Consider the following 18,519-nt stretch of genomic DNA (forward strand, 5'->3'; position numbering starts at 1 on the left):
CCTGTAAGCCAGGAGAGGGCGACCGTTGGGCGCCTGAGCTTGGTGGCACATTGATGGCTTGTTATGCTCGGGGTCTGTTTATCCAGCATGTTGATTGATTGTGACTACCGAGCGAATTTCCCAATTAGAACAAGCCTTGATGGCTGTGATCGCCGCTGCCGGCAAGATGGGCATCAGCAGCGATGAATTGTGCGCACACGCCGTCGGCGGGCTGATATCCGATCCGTACTGGAGCTGGGCGGATGCCCGGTACGCCCAAGGCGCGGTGGACGAAATCGACCATGCCTTGAACGCCCTTGTAGGAAGGCCGGCGCTGGAACTGACGCTACCAGTGCCTGGGACAGATCCAACACTCGAATCTGCGCCGCAGGGCTAGTTCATCCCCTATGAAAAAGGGCGACCTCAAGAGTCGCCCATTTGCGTTAAAGGCCAAGGCCTTCTTCTATCAGCGCGAGCAAAATGTCCTCGTCCAGAACGATAGGATCAGGACGCGGTTGCCCGGCCGATCGCAGGGCTTGGAGATGCCAAAGCGATTCGCCATGCTCGCCGAGCGAGCGCACGATGCAGTGTTCCTGCCCCTTCATATGGACTTCAATGCAGCCCTCGCCCTGGGGCGAAAAACGCGCAATCGGGTCGAATGAAATGCGGCGATGATTGCCTTCGATCACCAGTTGATCGATCGCGTAGTTGTACGTCGAACCGCTGGAATGACTTTCAAATACGTGGGTGGGATTGCGCCGAATATCCAGGCCGGCCTCGCACACGGGCGCCAGCCAGATTTCGATCTGGCGATACAGTTCGTAGACCTGGGCGGGCCAGTGCTCGATTGCCAGGTCGGCACAGTTGTCGGTATCCGCGCGGGTCTGCTGGGTTTTCCTCAGTTTGGCCGCTAGCTCGTCTGCCTTGCTCATGTCGATTCCCTGTCGTGATGATAGGTTGAGCTTAGCTGATGGGCTGGGGTGTTCGTTTGCGCTGGGTCATGGGGTGGAGCTGGAAGCAAGCGCCTTCGCCATAAGGAAACAGTGCCTGGGAGGTCCTGTTCATTTCGCCAACGCTTAAACGGCTAAGGCGCTGATCACGTGTTTCGGATCATTATGAATTGCCCGCAGCAGTGCTTTAGCGGGGCCGGTAGGCTCGCGTCGTCCCTGCTCCCAATTGCGAAGCGTGCCCAGTTGGACATCAATCAGAGCCGCGAATTTGGCTTGGGTCAGGCCGGTAGCCTTGCGTATTTCCTTCACTTGCAACGCATCGACGATGAATTCCCGGGACGGCTGGCGTTCGCCTCGGACGATTTCATCCATCTGCTGTACGCTTTCCATCAGCTCATCAAAAAATTTGCTCATGATTATCTCCAGTGCTCGACAATCAATTTCAATGCTTTGCGTTGATCGGCAGTCAAGTCTTGCTGTTCATTTTTCGGATATATCATCAGTAACGCGATCCGCGAAGCATGGACGAAGTGGTATTAGATCACCCTGGCCCCACCCCGTTTACCATGGCCTTTGGCTGCGATACGAATCTTTCGGATCCCCCCAGTGGCTTCCATAACATCACCAGCGGAAGGGTTGCAGACCAATATTTTCTGTAGGACAGCGAAATCATCGTCATCCATCAGTTCTTTGACCCGACGGGTAAAAAATGGAGTTTCAATAAAAATCATTGCTAATGTACGCCAGTGGCTTACTTTTGAGAATCCTATTGAACCCCGCCCTCCGATGCACCTCGTGAGTTGTAACCAAATTCGGGAACGCATCATGATCAGGACAAGACATAGGACCGAGCATCAATCATGCGTATGACAGCTCTAAGCAATAACGACCTGGGACCACTGCGCGATGCGCTTACCTTGGCCGGGCTACCTGTGGACGACCTGACGTATCCTGGCCGACAGTTCTTCAGCTTCAGCCACCAAGGCGTTGAAGTGGCGTTTGCCGGCATAGAAGGAGAGGGGGCCGAGCGGTTGCTGCGCTCGCTGGTTGTGCTTGAGGGGCTGCGAGGCAAGGGCACTGGTGCGGCGGTGCTGGCCGCTATCGAAGCGTTTGCAAAGCGCGAGGGGGCAGAGCGGCTTCACTTGCTGACCGAGAGCGCCGCCGCGTTTTTTACCGGCCAGGGCTATCGGCCGGGGGACCGCTCGCTGGCGCCCGTTTCGATCAGCGCGACGGCCCAGTTCAAGACCTTGTGCCCGGCTTCGGCGACGTACCTGAGCAAGCGCCTCGTCTAGTGGCCTGTGTGGCTAATTCGTGCACTCAACTTCGGCGCCAGAACTTGCCAGTCTGCGTTGCCATTCCTCGCCGTAGCGGGCTACGACTCGTCATTGCGCCTTGCCTGGCAAGCCCTGGCACTCGAATTTGAGTACTCGAATTAACCGTACAGGCCACTAGCGCAGCAAATGCACCGCCAGCCCGGCCAGGCCGCACGCCAGCAAGACCTGGATCACCCCGCGCTTGTAGCGAAACAGCGCCAGGGCCGCGGCAATTGCAATGATTGCCGATGGCCAGTCCAGGGCACCCGCAAAACCGTTGGGCCAGAGCACGTGGTAACCGAAGAAGCACGCCAGGTTAAGGATCACTCCGACCACCGCTGCGGTAATCGCCGTCAGCGGCGCGGTGAATTTCAATGCGTTGTGGGTCGATTCCACCAGCGGGCCGCCGGCCAGGATGAACAGGAACGAGGGCAGGAACGTGAACCAGGTCACCAGCGTGGCCGCGACGGCCCCGGCGAGAAAGGCCTGTTCGGGGCCGAACACCTGCATCACGTAGCCGCCGACGAAGCCGACGAAGGCCACGACCATGATCAGCGGCCCGGGGGTGGTTTCGCCCAGGGCCAGGCCGTCGATCATTTGTGTCGGGGTCAGCCAGCCGAAGTGTCCGACGGCGCCTTGGTAGACGTAGGGCAAAACCGCATAGGCGCCGCCGAAGGTCAACAATGCGGCCTTGGTAAAGAACCAGGCCATTTGCGTCAATGTGCCGTCCCAGCCGAACAACACGGTTAGCAGGCCCATTGGCACGACCCACAACAGCGCGCCGACGACGACCAGCCGGGCCAACCTGGTAGCGCTGAACCGGGCGTGGTCCGGGGTTGGCGTGTCGTCGTCGATCAAGGCGGGGCCGAAGGACTTGTGCTGGGTAGCGTGGCCGCCCAGGCTGAATTTATCCGGTGCCCAGCGACCGCCGAAATAACCGACGGCAGCCGCACCCAGTACGATCAACGGGAAGGGGAGATCAAAGGCAAAGATCGCCGTGAACGATGCCGCCGCGATCGCCCACAGCCAATTGTTCTTGAGCGCGCGGGAGCCGATCCGGTGGGCGGCATGCACCACGATGGCCGTCACTGCCGGCTTGATCCCATAGAAAATACCTGCCACCACCGGCACTTCGCCGAAGGCGATGTACAACCACGACAAGGCGATGAGAATGAACAGTGAAGGCAGTACGAACAACGCCCCGGCGATCACGCCACCCCAACTTCGGTGCATCAACCAGCCCAGGTAGGTTGCCAGTTGCTGGGCCTCGGGCCCTGGCAGCAACATGCAGTAATTGAGGGCATGGAGGAAGCGCCGCTCGGAGATCCAGCGCCGACGTTCCACCAGTTCCTGGTGCATGATCGAGATCTGCCCCGCAGGGCCGCCGAAACTGATGAAGCCCAGTTTGAGCCAGAACCAGAAAGCCTCGCGCAAGCTGACGGCGCCAGGTCGGGTCAAGGGCTGTTCGTCATTGGTTGGGGTCGATTTGCTCATGGGCAGCGGGGCACTTAAAAGTCGAAGGGCGCCCATACGTTATGGGGCGTTACGCAATTTAGATAGCCCCCAGGAAGGTTTGCTTGTAAACACGGGTACTTCTTCATTCAGGAACGCGCATTTCAGTCGGCTGGCGGGCGGCGTTTTGGATCCACTCAAGCCACCCATCGGCTCCGTTGCACAGGCAAATTGCCGCCTCACAAGCGGTAGGCTAAGCTCACGAATATTAAGGGTTATGGGCGAATTTGCTCATGCTTTTGCCCTCTCCAGGAACTCGCTTGCCTATCTCCATTTACGACCCTTTCCATACCCCTGCCGGCGCCCTGAAACGCCTGCCGTTGCTCAAGGCCGCGGTGACGTTTATCGCGGCGGTGTGCCTGTGCCTGTGCGGTTTGCTTTTCCTGCAGTTGGAGCAGTCCCGTCGCCACGATCTGGAGTCGGCCCGCATCGCCTCGGCCACCCTTACCCGGGCCATGGCCCAGCAGGCCCAGGACACCTTCCTCCAGGCCGATCTGGTCCTGGCCAGCCTGGCGGACTGGATCCAGATCGACGGATTCGGCCCCGCGGTATTGCCACGCTTGCAACAAACCCTCGCCCGCCGCGTGCAATCGCTCGAGCAATTGCATGGGCTATTCCTGTTCGACAAGCACGGTCATTGGATCACGACCTCCTTCGACTACCTGCACAGGGGCGCAGGGGTGGCGGATCGAGAGTATTTCGCTTTCCATCAACAGAATGCTTCCCTGATCGCCCATATCGGCCCGGCGGTCCGCAGTCGGCAAAACGGCGACTGGATCATTCCGGTTTCTCGACGCCTGAATGATCAAGACGGCAACTTCCAGGGCGTGTTGATGGCCGGCATCAAGATGTCCTACTTCGACCGGTTCTTTAAAAGCTTCAGCCTGGATGAGCAAGGCGAGATGGCCCTGGCTTTGTCTGACGGGACACTGTTGGCCCGTCGCCCCTTCGATGAGGCGCGGATCGGCCGCCCGTTGGACGAGGAGCATATCTACAACCATGCCCTGACCGGCGGGATGTCTGGCGATGCGACCATCCGCTCAACCATCGATGGCGTCATCAGGTTGTATGGGCACCAACATTTGCAGGCTTATCCGGTGGTGGTCACCGCCGCGATGTCCGAAGAAGCGATTCTCGCGGGCTGGCACGACCGGGCTTTCCAATCCAGCCTCATCGTGGGCTTGGTGGTCCTGGGCATCTGCTTGTTCGGCTGGGTATTCGTGCGCCAGGTCCGTAACAGCGAAAAGATCGAAGCGGATTTGCGCAAGGCCCAGGAAGCCCTGGCACTGATTGCCACTCACGACAGCCTCACCGGGCTGGCGAACCGGCGGTTGTTCGAGCGGGCCCTGGATATCGAGTTCGGCCGGGGCGCCCGACAGCGCAGCCCCTTGAGCCTGATCATGCTCGACATCGATTTCTTCAAGCACTACAACGACGCCTATGGGCACGTGGCCGGGGATCATTGCCTGGCGGAAGTGGCCAAGGTGCTCAAGAGTTGTTGCCATCGCAAGGCCGACCTGGCGGTACGGTATGGCGGCGAAGAGTTTGCGGTGCTGTTGCCTGACACCAATCTTCCGGGGGCCATGGCGCTGGCCGAGCAGATCCGGCGCACTGTCATCGACAGGCACATCACCCATTCCGGCTCCCCGACCGGCTACCTCACGGTGAGCCTGGGCTGCTATGCCTTTGTGCCCAGCAGCCTGGACAGCATCGAAGTCTTCATCCAGCGCGCCGATGCGGCGCTTTACCAGGCCAAGCACAGCGGCCGCAACCGGGTAGCGGTGTTATCGACCGAAGGCGGGTTCGACAGCTTGGCGCGCTCGGATCGTTGAGATCGGTTGGAATCATCGGCAGCCTGCCACGGTCAACTATTCAGGCATCGCGCGGGCGGGTCTCCGGCAGCGTGTAGGCTCTTTCGCAAAACACCGTGGGCTCGCCAACGGATCGAGCAGTGGCTGCTAAGGTTACGAACGACTGGCCCCGGTCCTCATCTTTCCAGGCACCGAGGCCAGCGTTGACAGGATAGGAGCAGGTCAATGGATTCCACTGCCGATACCCCTTCAGGCACCGCACGTCACACCCCCATTACCCGTCGCCTGGTCGTGGCCGTCGCGGGACTGTTTGTCCTGGGCGTCCTGGTGGCGATCGCCGCGCTGTTCAACATCGCGCAAAAGCTGGACGCGGAGGACGTGCGCAAGACGCATTTCTATATCGAGCGCGCCCTCGAGAATCGCATCACCGCATCGAAAAACTACATCGCCAGCTATGCCTATTGGACCACGGCTTATGACCACCTCAACGGTGAAGTCGATGTGCAGTGGGCCTACGCCGAACAGAACATGGGCAAGACCCTGTTCACCAATGACGAATACGAAGGCGTGTTTGTCATCGATCGGCAACGCACCAAATATGCCGTGGTGCGTGGACGCAATGTCGAGGATGACGCCTCGGTTTATATGGACACGCCGCTGGCGGAGTTGGTGGAGCAACTCCAGGCACAGCCCGACCTGACGATGTCGACGATCCTCTACACATTGTTCGAGGGCTGGCCGGCCGTCGTCACGGCGTCGGTGATCCTGCCCAACGACGAAAGGCCCCAGGTCGAGGCCAAAGGCACCTCGGTGTTGCTGTTCGTCGATCAACTGACCCCCGTCAAGCTGCGCAAGATGGGCAAGAGTTATGGACTCACCGACTTGAATCTCAAGAAAGACACCGAGCTCGAGCCCGGCCAGCCGGCCGTGCCGCTGGACAGTACCGGCTACAGCCTGGTGTCCCGACTCGAGCGTCCGGGCCAGCAATTGCTCTGGTCCCTGGTGCCGCCGTTGGGGGCCGCGCTGTTGATCCTGGCCCTGCTGACCGCGTACTTCTTTCGTTATGCGTTGCGCACGGCACGGCATGTGGACGCCAGTTACGACAGCCTGGAAAGGTCCGCGCACGCCCTTGAGGCCAGCGAGGAGCGCTTCCGGGCCGTGGCCGAGGCGGCTTCCGACTGGATCTGGGAAATCGACGGTCAGCAGCGCATCACGTACCTGTCGGCGCGTTTCAATACGGTCACCGGGTTTTCCGACCAGCAATGGCTGGGGCAGGACATCGAGCAACTGCTGTATTGCGACACCACGCCAATCGCCCTCTGGCTGGGCAAGCTGACGGAGGGGCAGAGCACCAGCAACTTGCGCTGCTCCTACCGCGATCATTCCGGGCAATTGCGCTTCTGTCGCGTGTCGGCACGCCCGATCTACACCAAGGCCGAAGTGGTGGGCTATCGCGGTACGGCCAGTGACATCACCGATGAAGTGGCGGCCCACGCCCAGGTCCAGCATCTGTCGATGCACGATGCGCTGACCGGCTTGCCGAACCGCAACAAGCTGGCGCGGTACCTGGATGATGCGCTGGTGGCCAAGGAACATGCCGCCCCCCTGACGTTATTGATGGTGGACTTGGACAACTTCAAACCGATCAACGATTCCCTTGGCCACCCGGCCGGCGACGCGGTGTTGCTGGAAGTGGCTCAACGGCTGCGCGACAGCACCCGCGAGCAAGACCTGGTGGCGCGGCTGGGGGGCGATGAGTTCGTGGTGGTGCTCAACGGCATGGAGCACACCACGGAAATCGATCGATTCTGCGAGCGGTTGATCGACAGTTTGCAGCAACCGATCCTCTACGAAACCCATTCGCTGCACATCGGTGCCAGCATCGGCATCGCCGTCAGTCGCCGTCAGGGTTACGTGCCCGGTGAACTGATCCGCTGCGCCGACATTGCCTTGTACCAGGCCAAGTCCGAGGGCAAGAAAACCTGGTGCTATTTCGCCTCGCAAATGAACGATCAGATCCAGCACCGTCGCCAGCTGGAAAGCGACCTGCGCCAGGCCGTGAAGAAAAACGAATTCATCCTGCATTTCCAGCCGCGCTACACCGTCGATGGTCGGGAGATCGTGGCGGTCGAGGCATTGGTTCGTTGGCAGCATCCGACGCAAGGCTTGTTGGGCCCCGATGCCTTTATTCCGTTGGCCGAGCAAACCGACCTGATTGTCCCGCTGTCTCGTTGGGTGTTGCGTGAGGCCTGCGAAACCGCGCTGACCTGGCCGGGGGAATTGATGGTGTCGGTCAACCTGTCGCCAGCGCAGTTCGAGCGCAGCGACGTGGTGGAGGATGTGCGACAGGTGTTGATCGAAACCCGTTTCCCGGCGAGTCGCCTGGAGCTCGAAATCACTGAAAACGTGATGCTTAACGACGTCGATGGTGCCCTGCAGGTCATGAATGCCCTGAAGGAACTGGGCGTGCGCTTGAACATGGATGACTTCGGTACTGGTTATTCGTCCTTGGGTTACCTGCGCACCTATCCATTCGACGGCATCAAGATCGACAAGCGCTTCATCGCCTCCATGAGCAACAGCAGCAACGACCGCGCCGTGGTGCAGGCGATCATCAACCTGGGCAAGGCCATGGGGCTGACGGTCACTGCCGAAGGCGTGGAAACCCTGGCCCAGCTCGGTTCATTGGGCTCGGACCAATGCCACGAGGTACAAGGCTATTTCCTCAGCCGACCGATCGATAAACAGGCCTTTGCGCAGTTGCTGGAGAACGGTCGGGCCTTACCGAAAACGGGCTCTTGAAGACTCGTTGCAACCACCGCGACGGGTTGACGGTCACAGCCAGTAACGTGGCATTTCGAGTACGGGTCCTATGAAAAACCTGCGGATCGCAACCTTCAACATCAATGGCATCCGGGCCCGGCTGCCCAACCTGCTGGAATGGCTGGAGCGGGAGAAGCCCGACATTGCCTGTTTGCAGGAGCTCAAGGCGGGGGACAAGGATTTCCCGGCGGCGGAGCTGGAGTCGGTGGGGTATGGGGCGATCTGGCACGGGCAGGCGTCATGGAACGGTGTCGCTATCCTGGCCCGCGGTGCGCAGCCATTGGAGAGCCGCCGAGGCTTGCCCGGCGGGGACGACGACAGTCACAGTCGCTATCTGGAGGCGGCGGTGCATGGCGTGCTGGTAGGGTGCCTTTACTTGCCCAACGGCAATCCGCAACCGGGTCCCAAGTTTGACTACAAGCTGGCCTGGTTCGAACGGCTGATCGACTATGCCCAAGGGTTGCAGGCCAGTGATCATCCCGTAGTGCTGGCCGGTGACTACAATGTGGTGCCCACCGACATGGACATCTACAACCCACGCTCCTGGCTCAAGGATGCGCTGTTGCAGCCCGAAAGCCGGGAATGCTATCAGCGCTTGTTGGACCAGGGCTGGACCGATTCGCTGCGCCACCTGTATCCGCAGGAGCGGATCTACACCTTCTGGGATTATTTTCGCCAACACTGGCAAAAGAACTCCGGGCTGCGCATCGATCACCTGTTGCTTAACCCGGCCGCCAGCGCCTACCTGAGCGAGGCGGGCGTGGACGCCTGGGTCAGGAACCAGCCCCACCCCAGCGACCATGCACCCACCTGGATCCGGCTGGCTTCGCGCAAACGGCGCTGACCGGGGGCGATTGTTGTCTCTGTGAGGGGAATGCCTTATACCTGGCGCCCAATAGCAGTGCGCTTGTGAGCGCTGCGCCGACCCCGGAAAAGGACACCCTCATGAGTCATCCCCAACTGAGCGATACGGCTCGCTATCTACGGCGCCTGGGTTTCGACGCACCACCGGCGCCGACCCTCGACACCTTGCGTCAGCTGCAATGGCGCCATACGGCCGAATTCCCTTTTGAAACCCTGTCGACGCTGCTGCGTCAGCCCGTGCCCATCGACCTTGAATCGGTCGAGCGCAAGGTTTTCGAAGAGGGGCGCGGCGGCTATTGCTATGAACTCAACCAGCTGTTCCTGGCGCTGTTGCAAGCACTGGGTTACGACGCTCACGGCATCACCGGCCGCGTGGTGATGAATGCGCCTGAGGGCGCCTGGACCGCCCGGACCCATCGGCTGAGCCTGGTGACGATCGAGGGTGTGCGCTACATCACCGACGTCGGCTTTGGCGGCATGGTGCCCACCGCGCCGCTGTTGCTCGATAGTCGTGAGGCCCAGGTCACGCCCCATGAGCCGTACCGCATCGAGACCCACGCGGACGGTTACCTGTTGCGCGCCAACGTCGCCGACGAATGGCGACCGATATACCTGTTCGACCTGCAGCGCCAGGAAGACATCGACTACACCGTCGGCAATTGGTACGTCTGCAATCACCCTGAGTCGCCGTTCATGGGCCGGTTGATGGTGGCCCGCACCGGCGACGGGTTGCGCAAGACCCTCAACGGCAACAGCTATGCCGTACACCGGATAGGGCAGGAGAGTGAGCGGCGCGTGATCCTTGATGCCGATGAGTTGATCGATTTGCTGGAGCAGGAATTCAGCCTGCGCATACCGCCGCGCGAGCTGTTGCGGCCCGCAGTGGTGGGGTTGCTGCAGTCATAAAAGGCGCTGGGTCGGGGCGCTGTTCCTGATGGGCATGCAACAAGTTGTATACAACTCTATGGACATTTGTCCTGAGTTTTGAATACAGTGTGCCCATAACAAAAAACAGGGAATCCCCGAACCATGAAAACGCCCCATGTTTCACTCCCACGGCCCGAGGACGAAAACCTCGGCGTCGGCGCGAATATGGCTTACGGCCTGCAACATGTGTTGACCATGTACGGTGGCATTGTCGCCGTGCCCTTGATCATCGGCCAGGCGGCCGGGCTTTCGCCGGCGGACATCGGTCTGTTGATTGCCGCGTCGTTGTTCGCGGGAGGCCTGGCCACCTTGCTGCAAACCCTCGGCCTGCCGTTTTTCGGCTGCCAACTGCCCTTGGTGCAGGGCGTATCGTTTTCGGGCGTCGCGACCATGGTGGCGATTGTCGGCAGTGGCGGGGAGGGGGGCTTTCAAGCCATCCTCGGCGCGGTGATCGCAGCGTCCCTGATTGGTTTGCTGATCACTCCGGTGTTTTCTCGCATCACCCGGTTCTTTCCGCCACTGGTCACGGGCATTGTGATTACCACCATCGGCCTGACCTTGATGCCGGTGGCGGCGCGTTGGGCGATGGGCGGCAACAGCCACGCCGCCGATTTCGGCAGCATGGCCAACATTGGCCTGGCCGCGGTGACCCTGGTGCTGGTACTGCTGCTGAGCAAGATGGGCAGCGCAACCATCTCGCGGCTGTCGATTCTGTTGGCGATGGTCATCGGTACGGTCATCGCGGTGTTCCTCGGCATGGCGGACTTTTCGTCGGTCAGCCAAGGCCCGATGTTCGGTTTCCCGACACCGTTCCATTTCGGCATGCCGACGTTCCATATCGCCGCGATCCTGTCGATGTGCATTGTGATCATGGTGACCTTGGTGGAAACCTCCGCCGACATCCTGGCGGTGGGCGAGATCATCGACACCAAGGTCGATTCGAGGCGCCTGGGCAATGGTCTGCGGGCCGACATGCTGTCGAGCATGATCGCGCCGATCTTTGGTTCCTTCACCCAGAGTGCCTTCGCCCAGAACGTCGGGCTGGTGGCGGTTACCGGGATCAAGAGCCGTTTCGTGGTGGCAACCGGCGGGGTATTCCTGGTAGTACTCGGCCTGCTGCCGTTCATGGGCCGTGTGATCGCCGCGGTGCCGACCTCGGTGCTGGGCGGTGCCGGCATCGTATTGTTTGGCACGGTGGCGGCCAGTGGCATTCGCACCCTGTCGAAAGTCGACTACCGCAACAACGTCAACCTGATCATCGTCGCCACTTCTATCGGCTTCGGCATGATTCCCATCGCCGCACCGAACTTCTACGATCATTTCCCGAGCTGGTTCGCGACCATCTTCCATTCAGGCATCAGTTCCTCGGCGATCATGGCGATCATGCTGAACCTGGCGTTCAACCACTTCACCACGGGCAATTCCGACCAGCAGTCAGTCTTCGCCGCCGGCACCGAGCGGGTGTTGCGCTACCAGGACTTGGCGGCGCTGCGCGAAGGCGATTATTTCAGCGACGGCAAGCTGCATGATTGTGACGGCAACGAGATTCCCGTGGTAGCGGAGCCTGTGCACGAACCGGCGGAACATGGGCCGACCCGACTGAAAAGCAGCGAGCACGTCTGACAACGCCCTGTGGCGAGGGAGCAAGCTCCCTCCCCAAATGGTTTATCCAGCGGACATGAAAAAGCCTGTGATCAATGATCACAGGCTTTTTTGTGTTACTCGGAGGCGGGTTACCAACGGCCGTAATGACCCCGGGGTGGGCCATAGTAGTAGCCCCGTGGTGGCCCGTAATACACCGGTGCCGGGCGATAGTAGATTGGCCGCTCTACATACACCGGCTGCGGTTGGTAATAGACCGGTGGTGGTGCCTGGTAGTAGACCGGTTGCGGTTGCACGTAGACCGGTTGCTGTACATACACTGGACGATCACGGTTGATAATGGCCGAGCCGACAATGGCCGAACCGACGATGGCACCAAACACGGCAGGCCCCTCCCAACCACCACGACCGTGGGCGGATGCCTGGCCGGTGACCGCGAGTGCCCCCATGAGCAGGGCGATGATGGGAAGTCTACGATTCATGGCTGTTCCTCGTTTCGGCCCCGGCGCCTGTGGTCTGCGACAGACCCGATGAGCGTTGCGGGGATACTGCTATGACAGCGATTTTCTCAGGATTTGCGCCGCCGTTGGGTAAATATTGTGTAAGGTCTGTAGCGCTTTTTTTACCGCGCCGCGTCATCCCGCAGCCTGGATCTGGCCGGACCTGGCGGTATCATCATCCAACAGACCTTTCGGGGCGGCGTTCCGTTTGTCCGAAAGTGAATGCAAGGAGACACGCATGCAGATCAACCCCAACAAAGACACCCAGCTGTGCATGTCGCTCTCGGGGCGTCCCGGAAACTTTGGCCTGCGCTTTCATAACCATTTGTATGAGCAACTGGGCCTGAACTTCTATTACAAGGCGTTCAGCAGCCAGGACCTGCCTGGCGCGGTGGGCGGTATCCGCGCCTTGGGTATTCGTGGCTGCGGCGTGTCGATGCCGTTCAAGGAAGCCTGCATCGCCCTGGTGGACGAGTTGGACCCTTCTGCCGCCGCGATCCAGTCGATCAACACCATCGTCAATACCAACGGTCATCTGAAGGCCTACAACACCGACTACATTGCCATTGCCCAATTGTTGCAAAGCCACGCCGTGCCCAAGGACGCCACCTTTGCCCTGCGCGGCAGCGGCGGCATGGCCAAGGCGGTGGCCAGTGCCTTGCGCGATGGTGGCTACAGAAACGGGCTGATCGTCGCCCGCAATGAAGCCGCAGGGCGAGCCTTGGCCGAATCCCTGGGGTATGAATGGCAAGCTGAACTGGGGGCGCGACGGCCGCAGATGCTGATCAACGTCACGCCGATCGGCATGACCGGCGGCCCGGAAGCCGACCAGTTGGCGTTCGAGCCCGAGACCATCGCCGCCGCCGAGACCGTGTTCGACGTGGTGGCGATCCCGTCGGAAACGCCCCTGATCGTGCGCGCCCGGGCCGAAGGCAAACGGGTCATCACCGGGCTGGAAGTCATCGCGATCCAGGCCCTGGAGCAATTCGTGCTGTACACCGGCGTGCGGCCCAACCTGGAGCAATTCGAAAAAGCCGTCGCTTTCGCCCGGTCGGCGTAGGCGCTGCTATTCCAGCCGCGCCAGGCGTTCTTCCAGTGCGGCGATCCGCGCTTCGAGCTCTTCGATGCGCTCCAGCGAGACACCGCCGCCCGCGCCACGCTCCACCGGGTGCTGGCGGGCGGCGAGAATCGCTTCGATGTCCGCCGGATCGCCCATGGCGTGCACATAGCGGTCCTCGCGCTGGCCGGCCTGGCGTGGCACCAGCAGCGCCAGCCCCCGAGCGATCAGACGTTCGAGTTGATGCACCACTTGTTCGGCGTCTTCAAAGTCGTGCATCCGTCCGCTGCGGGTCAGCAACTCATTGACCGTTTGCGGGCCACGCAGGAACAGCAAGCCCATCAGGACCACCTGGGCCGGCACCAACTCCAGGGCTTTGTCGACCCGATGTTCCCAGCGGTCGGCGCGGCTGCCCATCACCAGCTTGGTAAAGCCGCGACCTTCCAGCGCCCGCAGGCTCTGGCCAACCTGGCCGGGGTTGAGGTTCATCACCGGTTCGCGGCTGGTTTTCTGGTTGCAGGCCAGTACCAGGGCGTTGAGGGTCAGCGGGTAGGTCTCGGGGTTGGTGGCCTGTTTCTCGACCAGCGCGCCGAGGATGCGGATTTCCGTGCTATTGAGCCGTGGTTCTTCAGCCTGCTGTTGTTCTTCGATGCTCATCGCGCGTTCCCTATGCTGTGGAAGCCGCCTAGCCTAATCCTTGCGCAATAAAAGACAAGCCGTGCAATCAGCCGTGGCTATAATCGCTGCCGTTTGATTCATTCTTTCCTGCCACCTGCATGAGATTGCCATGACTATTTCCCTGTACGCCGCTTCCGTCCCGGTTTTCAAGCAGATGCTCAACGCGTTGAGCGACGTTCTGAACAAGGCCGAAGCCCACGCCACCGCGAAAAACATCGACCCGAACGCTTTCCTGCAAGCCCGCCTGTACCCGGACATGTTCCCGCTGGTGCGCCAGGTGCAGATCGCGGTGGATTTCGCCAAGGGTGTGTCCGCGCGCCTGGCTGAGATCGAGGTGCCGAAATATGACGACAGCGAGACCACGTTCGCCGAGCTGCAAGCCCTGATCGCCAAGGTATTGGCCTTTATCGATGGCATCAGCCCTGCGCAGATCGATGGCAAGGAAGGCATCGAAATCGTTACCCGTCCGGGGACGCCGAAGGAGAAGCGCTTCAGTGGCCAGAACTACCTGCTGACCTACGGCCTGCCGCAGTTCTTCTTCCATGTCACCACCACCTACGCATTGCTGCGCCACAATGGCGTGGAAGTGGGCAAGCGCGACTACATGGGCGCGTTCTAACCCCGCCGGCATGAAAAAGCCCGGGACGGTTTGGGCCGTTCCCGGGCTTTTTTGTGGCTGTCTGGCACATCCTCGGCGGATGTGCTGCCGCTATCGCGAGCAAGCTCGCTCCCACAGGAGATTTGTTGTGTAGCGGCTATTGTGCAAGCGCCGCTGTCCCTGTGGGAGCGAGCTTGCTCGCGATGACAATCGAACAACCACCGCAATGATTACGCCGTACGCGCCAGCTTCGCTTCCTCACCCAGGCACGCCGCCGCCGTGAACAGCACATCCGTCGACGAGTTCAACGCCGTCTCCGCCGAGTCCTGCAGGACACCGATGATGAAACCCACAGCGACCACTTGCATGGCGATCTCACTGGGGATGCCAAACAGGCTGCACGCCAGGGGAATCAGCAACAGCGAACCGCCGGCTACCCCGGACGCACCGCAGGCGCAAATGGCGGCGACAACGCTCAGCAGCACGGCCGTTGGCAAGTCAACTGCAATACCCAAGGTATGTACGGCGGCCAGGGTCAGTACGGTGATGGTGATGGCAGCGCCCGCCATGTTGATGGTCGCGCCCAGTGGGATCGACACCGAATAGGTGTCTTCGTGCAGGCCCAGGCGTTTGCTCAGTTCCAGGTTCACCGGGATATTCGCCGCCGAGCTGCGGGTGAAAAACGCTGTGATGCCACTCTCGCGCAGGCAGGTGAACACCAGCGGGTAAGGGTTGCGACGCAGCTTCCAGAGCACGATGAGTGGGTTGACCACCAACGCCACGAACAGCATGCAACCGATCAACACGGTCAGCAGGTGCAGGTAGCCGAGCAGGGCGCCGAAGCCGGACGTGGCCAGGGTCGAGGCCACCAGCCCGAAGATCCCCAGCGGGGCGAAGCGGATCACCAGGCGCACGATCACGGTCACGCCGTTGGACATGTCTTCGAGCACGGTGCGCGTGGTCTGGCCAGCATGGCGAATGGCAATGCCCATGCCGATGGCCCAGGCCAGGATACCGATGAAGTTACCGTCCATCAGTGCCCGGACCGGGTTATCCACCACGCTCAGCAACAGGCTTTGCAGCACCTCGCTGATGCCACCGGGCGCGGTGACCGCGACGTCTTGGGTCGACAGCACCAGACTGGACGGGAACAGCGTGTTGGCAACCACCGCGACCACCGCCGCGGCGAACGTGCCCAGCAGGTAGAGAAACAGGATGGGGCGGATGTGGGTTTCCTGGCCGTGCTTATGGTTGGCGATCGACGCCATGACCAGCACGAACACCAGGATCGGCGCCACGGCCTTGAGCGCGGACACGAAGACCTTGCCGATGAAGGCGGTGGATTTCGCCACGTCGGGCGCCAGCCATGCCAGGACAATACCGGCGATCAGGCCAATGATGATTTGCGTCACCAGGCTGGTGCGTTTAAGGCGTTGCAAAGGGGTAACGGACGAAGCTGTCATAGCGGCATCTCTGATTTTATTGTGTTCAACGGTCGACAGATCAGGGCAACAAGCGGGCAGGCCACATGAGCGGACCGAGAGAAAGTACGGCGTTTGCAGGCCGCGGACTTTAGCACAGCCGGGGAAAAATCTGACGGACCTGTGACAGTCCGTCACCCTTATCCGGGCCATGCCGAGCGTTTGTATGACGCGCGCATTCTGTTAGGCTTTGTCACTCTCACTTTTTTTCTGCCAGCGGGCCCCAGGGCTAACGCTGGTGTCGTCGTTTCGCTGGAGTTCCACATGTTGTTACCCATCTTCCTGCTGTCGGCCGCCGGTTTCACCGTGCTGACCACGGAATTCGTCATCGTCGGCCTGTTGCCCTCCATCGCTCGCGACCTGAACGTCAGCATTCCCCAGGCCGGGCTGCTGGTGACGTTGTTTGCGTTCACGGTGGCGGCGTTCGGGCCGTTCCTCACGGCCTGGTTCGCCCGCTTCGAGCGGCGCAAGTTGTTTATCAGCGTGCTGGTGATGTTCGGCCTGGCCAACCTGCTGGCCACCTTTGCCCCCAACATTTGGGTAATGGCCCTTGCCCGGCTGATCCCGGCCTTGGGCCTGCCGGTGTTCTGGGCGCTGGCCAGTGAAACGGCGGTGGACATTGTCGGGCCGCAACTGGCCGGGCGGGCCATCGCCCGGATCGGCTTCGGCATCGTCTGTGCCACCGTGTTCGGCATTCCAGTGGGCACGTTGATCGCCGATGCGTTTGGCTGGCGCAGTGCCTTTGCGATCCTGGCGGTCATTGCCTTCGCCAAGGCCTTGTTGCTGTTTATTTATTTGCCGAAAACCAACCTGCACCAGCATCAGGTGAGCTTCCGTTCGCAATTGAAGATCCTGCGCAGCCCGTTGATGCAAGGGCACGTGCTGTTGTCGATCCTGGTGTTCAGCGGCATGTTCACCGCCTACACCTATCTGGCGGATATCCTCGAACGCCTCGCCGGATTCGATGGCACCCTGGTGGGCTGGTGCCTGATGGGCTTCGGCGCCGTCGGGCTGTTGGGCAACTCCTTGGGCGGCCGTGCGGTGGACCGGCATCCGCTGATCGCGTCGATGGTGTTCTGCCTGTTCCTGATCGGCGGCATGGTGGCGTTGGTCCCAAGCATTCATTCACCCCTCGCGCTGGCGGCGGCGATGGGCATCTGGGGCGTGACCCAGGCCGCGTTGTTCCTGGTCAGCCATGTGCGGCTGATGAAGGCGGCCCCGCAAGCCCCGGCGTTTGCCGCCTCGTTGAACATCGCCGGGGCCAACCTCGGGATTGGCCTGGGGGCCATGATCGGTGGCCGGGTCATCGATACCCTGGGCCTGGGCAGTGTCGGGTTCGCGGCGGCCGGGTTCATCTTCGTCTCGATTCTGCTGGCGTTGCTCCTGATGACTCTCAAGCCCCGCGCGACTTGCCTGGATAGCTAAGCGCTGAACAACTCGCGACGGGCGCCTTCGGCAATCGCAACGATGCCAGGATGGCTGACCTTGCGTTCCACCGAAATGGCGTAGAAGGATTCGCTCACCGCATCGGTCTGGCCGATCACTTCTACGCCGTACTGACGCTTGACCTCTTCGGCGATCACGCTCGGGCCGATGAAAATCCCACTGCCTGATTGACCAAAGGCCTGCATCAAGGCGCTGTCGTCGAATTCGCCGACGATGCGCGGTTGGATCTGTTGCTCGGCGAACCAGCGTTGCAAGCGGCTGCGCACTACGGTTTCCGGCCCGGGAATCAGCAGCGGAGCGTCATTGAGGCCATGGGGGAAATCCTGCCCGTAGCGTTCGGCCAGCGCGGCGGTGGCAAAAAAACTGATCCCGCATTCCCCCAGTTTCTGGCTGTAGCCCTTGATGTCCAGGTGGGTCGGCATCGGGCTGTCGGAAATCACCAGGTCCAGGCGCTGGATCGCCAGGTCCGCCAGCAGCCGTTCAAGCTTGTCCTCGCGACAGGTGATGCGCAGCGGCTCACTCAACTCCATGGTCGGCGCCAAGAGCCGATAGACGATGGACTTGGGCACCACATCCGCCACTCCGACCCGGAACAGGGTTTGCTGCTCGTTGGGCTGGGCCCTCAGCATCAGTTCCAGCTCACCGCCCAACTGGAACATGTGTTCGGCGTAGGGCAGTGTCTGGCGGCCGGCTTCGGTCAGTTCCAACTGCCGCCCGACACGACGAAACAATTTAATGTTATAGGTTTGCTCGAACAGGGAAATCTGCCCGCTGATGGTTTGTGGGGTCAGGTTCAACTGCTCGCACGCCCGTACGATGCTGCCGGTTTTCGCCACGACCCAAAAGTAATGCAGTTGTCGATAATTGAGCATGGGTTCACATTGCTTCGTAAAAACCGAAGTATAACCGCTGAAAATACGAATTTTCCTGAAGTATTCGTCTCTCTAGAATGCCTGGCCATTGGTGGGCCACTTTCGA

17 protein-coding genes and 1 pseudogene are annotated in these 18,519 nt (G+C 60.9%); 10 read left to right on the top strand and 8 right to left on the bottom strand.

Annotated features, from left to right (window positions below):
- Nucleotides 1-136 precede the first annotated feature (136 nt).
- Nucleotides 137-376, top strand: a complete 240-nt coding sequence (locus J3P85_RS09450; RefSeq protein ID WP_434705582.1) for a hypothetical protein — start codon at nt 137-139, stop codon at nt 374-376.
- Nucleotides 377-422: 46 nt separating this feature from the next.
- Here J3P85_RS09450 and J3P85_RS09455 read toward each other — a convergent pair whose 3' ends face one another.
- From J3P85_RS09455 to J3P85_RS09465, 3 genes and pseudogenes are all read right to left on the bottom strand, one after another.
- Nucleotides 423-911 carry a hypothetical protein gene (locus J3P85_RS09455; protein WP_434705583.1) on the bottom strand — a complete coding sequence of 163 codons (489 nt, stop codon included), beginning with the start codon at nt 909-911 and terminating at the stop codon, nt 423-425.
- Nucleotides 912-1,055: 144 nt separating this feature from the next.
- A complete protein-coding gene (locus J3P85_RS09460) occupies nt 1,056-1,343 on the bottom strand; it encodes a helix-turn-helix domain-containing protein (protein ID WP_058545613.1) in 288 nt (95 codons plus the stop codon).
- Nucleotides 1,344-1,345: 2 nt separating this feature from the next.
- A pseudogene (locus tag J3P85_RS09465) lies at nt 1,346-1,660 on the bottom strand (type II toxin-antitoxin system RelE/ParE family toxin).
- A gap of 129 nt (nt 1,661-1,789) precedes the next feature.
- On the opposite strand from J3P85_RS09465, the gene arsN2 reads away from it, so the two are divergent.
- The gene (gene arsN2 / locus J3P85_RS09470) at nt 1,790-2,221 is read left to right on the top strand and encodes an arsenic resistance N-acetyltransferase ArsN2 (RefSeq protein WP_434705584.1); all 432 of its coding nucleotides are present in this window, start codon (nt 1,790-1,792) and stop codon (nt 2,219-2,221) included.
- A 156-nt stretch (nt 2,222-2,377) separates the two neighbouring features.
- Here arsN2 and chrA read toward each other — a convergent pair whose 3' ends face one another.
- On the bottom strand, nt 2,378-3,736 hold the full coding sequence (gene chrA, locus J3P85_RS09475) for a chromate efflux transporter (RefSeq protein ID WP_434705586.1): 1,359 nt from the start codon (nt 3,734-3,736) through the stop codon (nt 2,378-2,380).
- Nucleotides 3,737-4,014: 278 nt separating this feature from the next.
- Here chrA and J3P85_RS09480 point away from each other — a divergent pair, with 278 nt between their 5' ends.
- The 5 genes from J3P85_RS09480 (at nt 4,015) to J3P85_RS09500 (ending at nt 11,802) form a co-directional block, all read left to right on the top strand.
- Nucleotides 4,015-5,586 carry a diguanylate cyclase gene (locus J3P85_RS09480; protein ID WP_434705587.1) on the top strand — a complete coding sequence of 524 codons (1,572 nt, stop codon included), beginning with the start codon at nt 4,015-4,017 and terminating at the stop codon, nt 5,584-5,586.
- Nucleotides 5,587-5,790: 204 nt separating this feature from the next.
- Nucleotides 5,791-8,367, top strand: coding sequence for a bifunctional diguanylate cyclase/phosphodiesterase (locus J3P85_RS09485; protein WP_434705588.1), 2,577 nt, complete (start codon nt 5,791-5,793; stop codon nt 8,365-8,367).
- A gap of 70 nt (nt 8,368-8,437) precedes the next feature.
- A complete protein-coding gene (xth, locus tag J3P85_RS09490) occupies nt 8,438-9,232 on the top strand; it encodes an exodeoxyribonuclease III (RefSeq protein WP_434705590.1) in 795 nt (264 codons plus the stop codon).
- A gap of 101 nt (nt 9,233-9,333) precedes the next feature.
- Nucleotides 9,334-10,158: an arylamine N-acetyltransferase family protein gene (locus J3P85_RS09495; RefSeq protein ID WP_434705591.1), complete on the top strand. Its 825-nt coding sequence runs from the start codon at nt 9,334-9,336 to the stop codon at nt 10,156-10,158.
- Nucleotides 10,159-10,281: 123 nt separating this feature from the next.
- On the top strand, nt 10,282-11,802 hold the full coding sequence (locus tag J3P85_RS09500; protein ID WP_411387013.1) for a nucleobase:cation symporter-2 family protein: 1,521 nt from the start codon (nt 10,282-10,284) through the stop codon (nt 11,800-11,802).
- Nucleotides 11,803-11,912: 110 nt separating this feature from the next.
- Here J3P85_RS09500 and J3P85_RS09505 read toward each other — a convergent pair whose 3' ends face one another.
- On the bottom strand, nt 11,913-12,263 hold the full coding sequence (locus tag J3P85_RS09505) for a hypothetical protein (protein ID WP_063322141.1): 351 nt from the start codon (nt 12,261-12,263) through the stop codon (nt 11,913-11,915).
- A 256-nt stretch (nt 12,264-12,519) separates the two neighbouring features.
- Here J3P85_RS09505 and J3P85_RS09510 point away from each other — a divergent pair, with 256 nt between their 5' ends.
- Nucleotides 12,520-13,341, top strand: coding sequence for a shikimate 5-dehydrogenase (locus J3P85_RS09510; protein ID WP_186728259.1), 822 nt, complete (start codon nt 12,520-12,522; stop codon nt 13,339-13,341).
- A gap of 6 nt (nt 13,342-13,347) precedes the next feature.
- Here J3P85_RS09510 and J3P85_RS09515 read toward each other — a convergent pair whose 3' ends face one another.
- A complete protein-coding gene (locus J3P85_RS09515; RefSeq protein WP_053120815.1) occupies nt 13,348-13,995 on the bottom strand; it encodes a YceH family protein in 648 nt (215 codons plus the stop codon).
- Nucleotides 13,996-14,125: 130 nt separating this feature from the next.
- Here J3P85_RS09515 and J3P85_RS09520 point away from each other — a divergent pair, with 130 nt between their 5' ends.
- Nucleotides 14,126-14,635: a DUF1993 domain-containing protein gene (locus J3P85_RS09520; protein ID WP_434705592.1), complete on the top strand. Its 510-nt coding sequence runs from the start codon at nt 14,126-14,128 to the stop codon at nt 14,633-14,635.
- A gap of 209 nt (nt 14,636-14,844) precedes the next feature.
- Here the strand turns inward: J3P85_RS09520 and sstT are convergent, their stop codons facing one another.
- Entirely contained in the window at nt 14,845-16,077 is a 1,233-nt protein-coding gene (gene sstT / locus J3P85_RS09525; protein ID WP_434705593.1) for a serine/threonine transporter SstT, read from the bottom strand.
- A 282-nt stretch (nt 16,078-16,359) separates the two neighbouring features.
- Here sstT and J3P85_RS09530 point away from each other — a divergent pair, with 282 nt between their 5' ends.
- The gene (locus J3P85_RS09530; protein WP_434705594.1) at nt 16,360-17,520 is read left to right on the top strand and encodes an MFS transporter; all 1,161 of its coding nucleotides are present in this window, start codon (nt 16,360-16,362) and stop codon (nt 17,518-17,520) included.
- On the opposite strand, the gene nhaR is transcribed toward J3P85_RS09530, so the two are convergent.
- Nucleotides 17,517-18,413, bottom strand: coding sequence for a transcriptional activator NhaR (gene nhaR, locus J3P85_RS09535; RefSeq protein WP_092472701.1), 897 nt, complete (start codon nt 18,411-18,413; stop codon nt 17,517-17,519). The two genes, J3P85_RS09530 and nhaR, sit on opposite strands and share 4 nt — an antisense overlap.
- Between the last annotated feature and the right edge of the window lie 106 nt (nt 18,414-18,519).

The organism is Pseudomonas sp. Z1-12, assembly GCF_051132015.1.
Lineage (GTDB): Bacteria > Pseudomonadota > Gammaproteobacteria > Pseudomonadales > Pseudomonadaceae > Aquipseudomonas > Aquipseudomonas zanjanensis.

Bases quoted from the DNA above. Each gene is read 5' to 3' on its own strand.
- J3P85_RS09455 (WP_434705583.1), bottom strand. From the start codon at position 911: ATGAGCAAGGCAGACGAGCTAGCGGCCAAACTGAGGAAAACCCAGCAG.
- J3P85_RS09460 (WP_058545613.1), bottom strand. From the start codon at position 1,343: ATGAGCAAATTTTTTGATGAGCTGATGGAAAGCGTACAGCAGATGGAT.
- arsN2 (WP_434705584.1), top strand. From the start codon at position 1,790: ATGCGTATGACAGCTCTAAGCAATAACGACCTGGGACCACTGCGCGAT.
- chrA (WP_434705586.1), bottom strand. From the start codon at position 3,736: ATGAGCAAATCGACCCCAACCAATGACGAACAGCCCTTGACCCGACCT.
- J3P85_RS09485 (WP_434705588.1), top strand. From the start codon at position 5,791: ATGGATTCCACTGCCGATACCCCTTCAGGCACCGCACGTCACACCCCC.
- xth (WP_434705590.1), top strand. From the start codon at position 8,438: ATGAAAAACCTGCGGATCGCAACCTTCAACATCAATGGCATCCGGGCC.
- J3P85_RS09495 (WP_434705591.1), top strand. From the start codon at position 9,334: ATGAGTCATCCCCAACTGAGCGATACGGCTCGCTATCTACGGCGCCTG.
- J3P85_RS09500 (WP_411387013.1), top strand. From the start codon at position 10,282: ATGAAAACGCCCCATGTTTCACTCCCACGGCCCGAGGACGAAAACCTC.
- J3P85_RS09505 (WP_063322141.1), bottom strand. From the start codon at position 12,263: ATGAATCGTAGACTTCCCATCATCGCCCTGCTCATGGGGGCACTCGCG.
- J3P85_RS09510 (WP_186728259.1), top strand. From the start codon at position 12,520: ATGCAGATCAACCCCAACAAAGACACCCAGCTGTGCATGTCGCTCTCG.
- J3P85_RS09515 (WP_053120815.1), bottom strand. From the start codon at position 13,995: ATGAGCATCGAAGAACAACAGCAGGCTGAAGAACCACGGCTCAATAGC.
- J3P85_RS09520 (WP_434705592.1), top strand. From the start codon at position 14,126: ATGACTATTTCCCTGTACGCCGCTTCCGTCCCGGTTTTCAAGCAGATG.
- sstT (WP_434705593.1), bottom strand. From the start codon at position 16,077: ATGACAGCTTCGTCCGTTACCCCTTTGCAACGCCTTAAACGCACCAGC.
- J3P85_RS09530 (WP_434705594.1), top strand. From the start codon at position 16,360: ATGTTGTTACCCATCTTCCTGCTGTCGGCCGCCGGTTTCACCGTGCTG.
- nhaR (WP_092472701.1), bottom strand. From the start codon at position 18,413: ATGCTCAATTATCGACAACTGCATTACTTTTGGGTCGTGGCGAAAACC.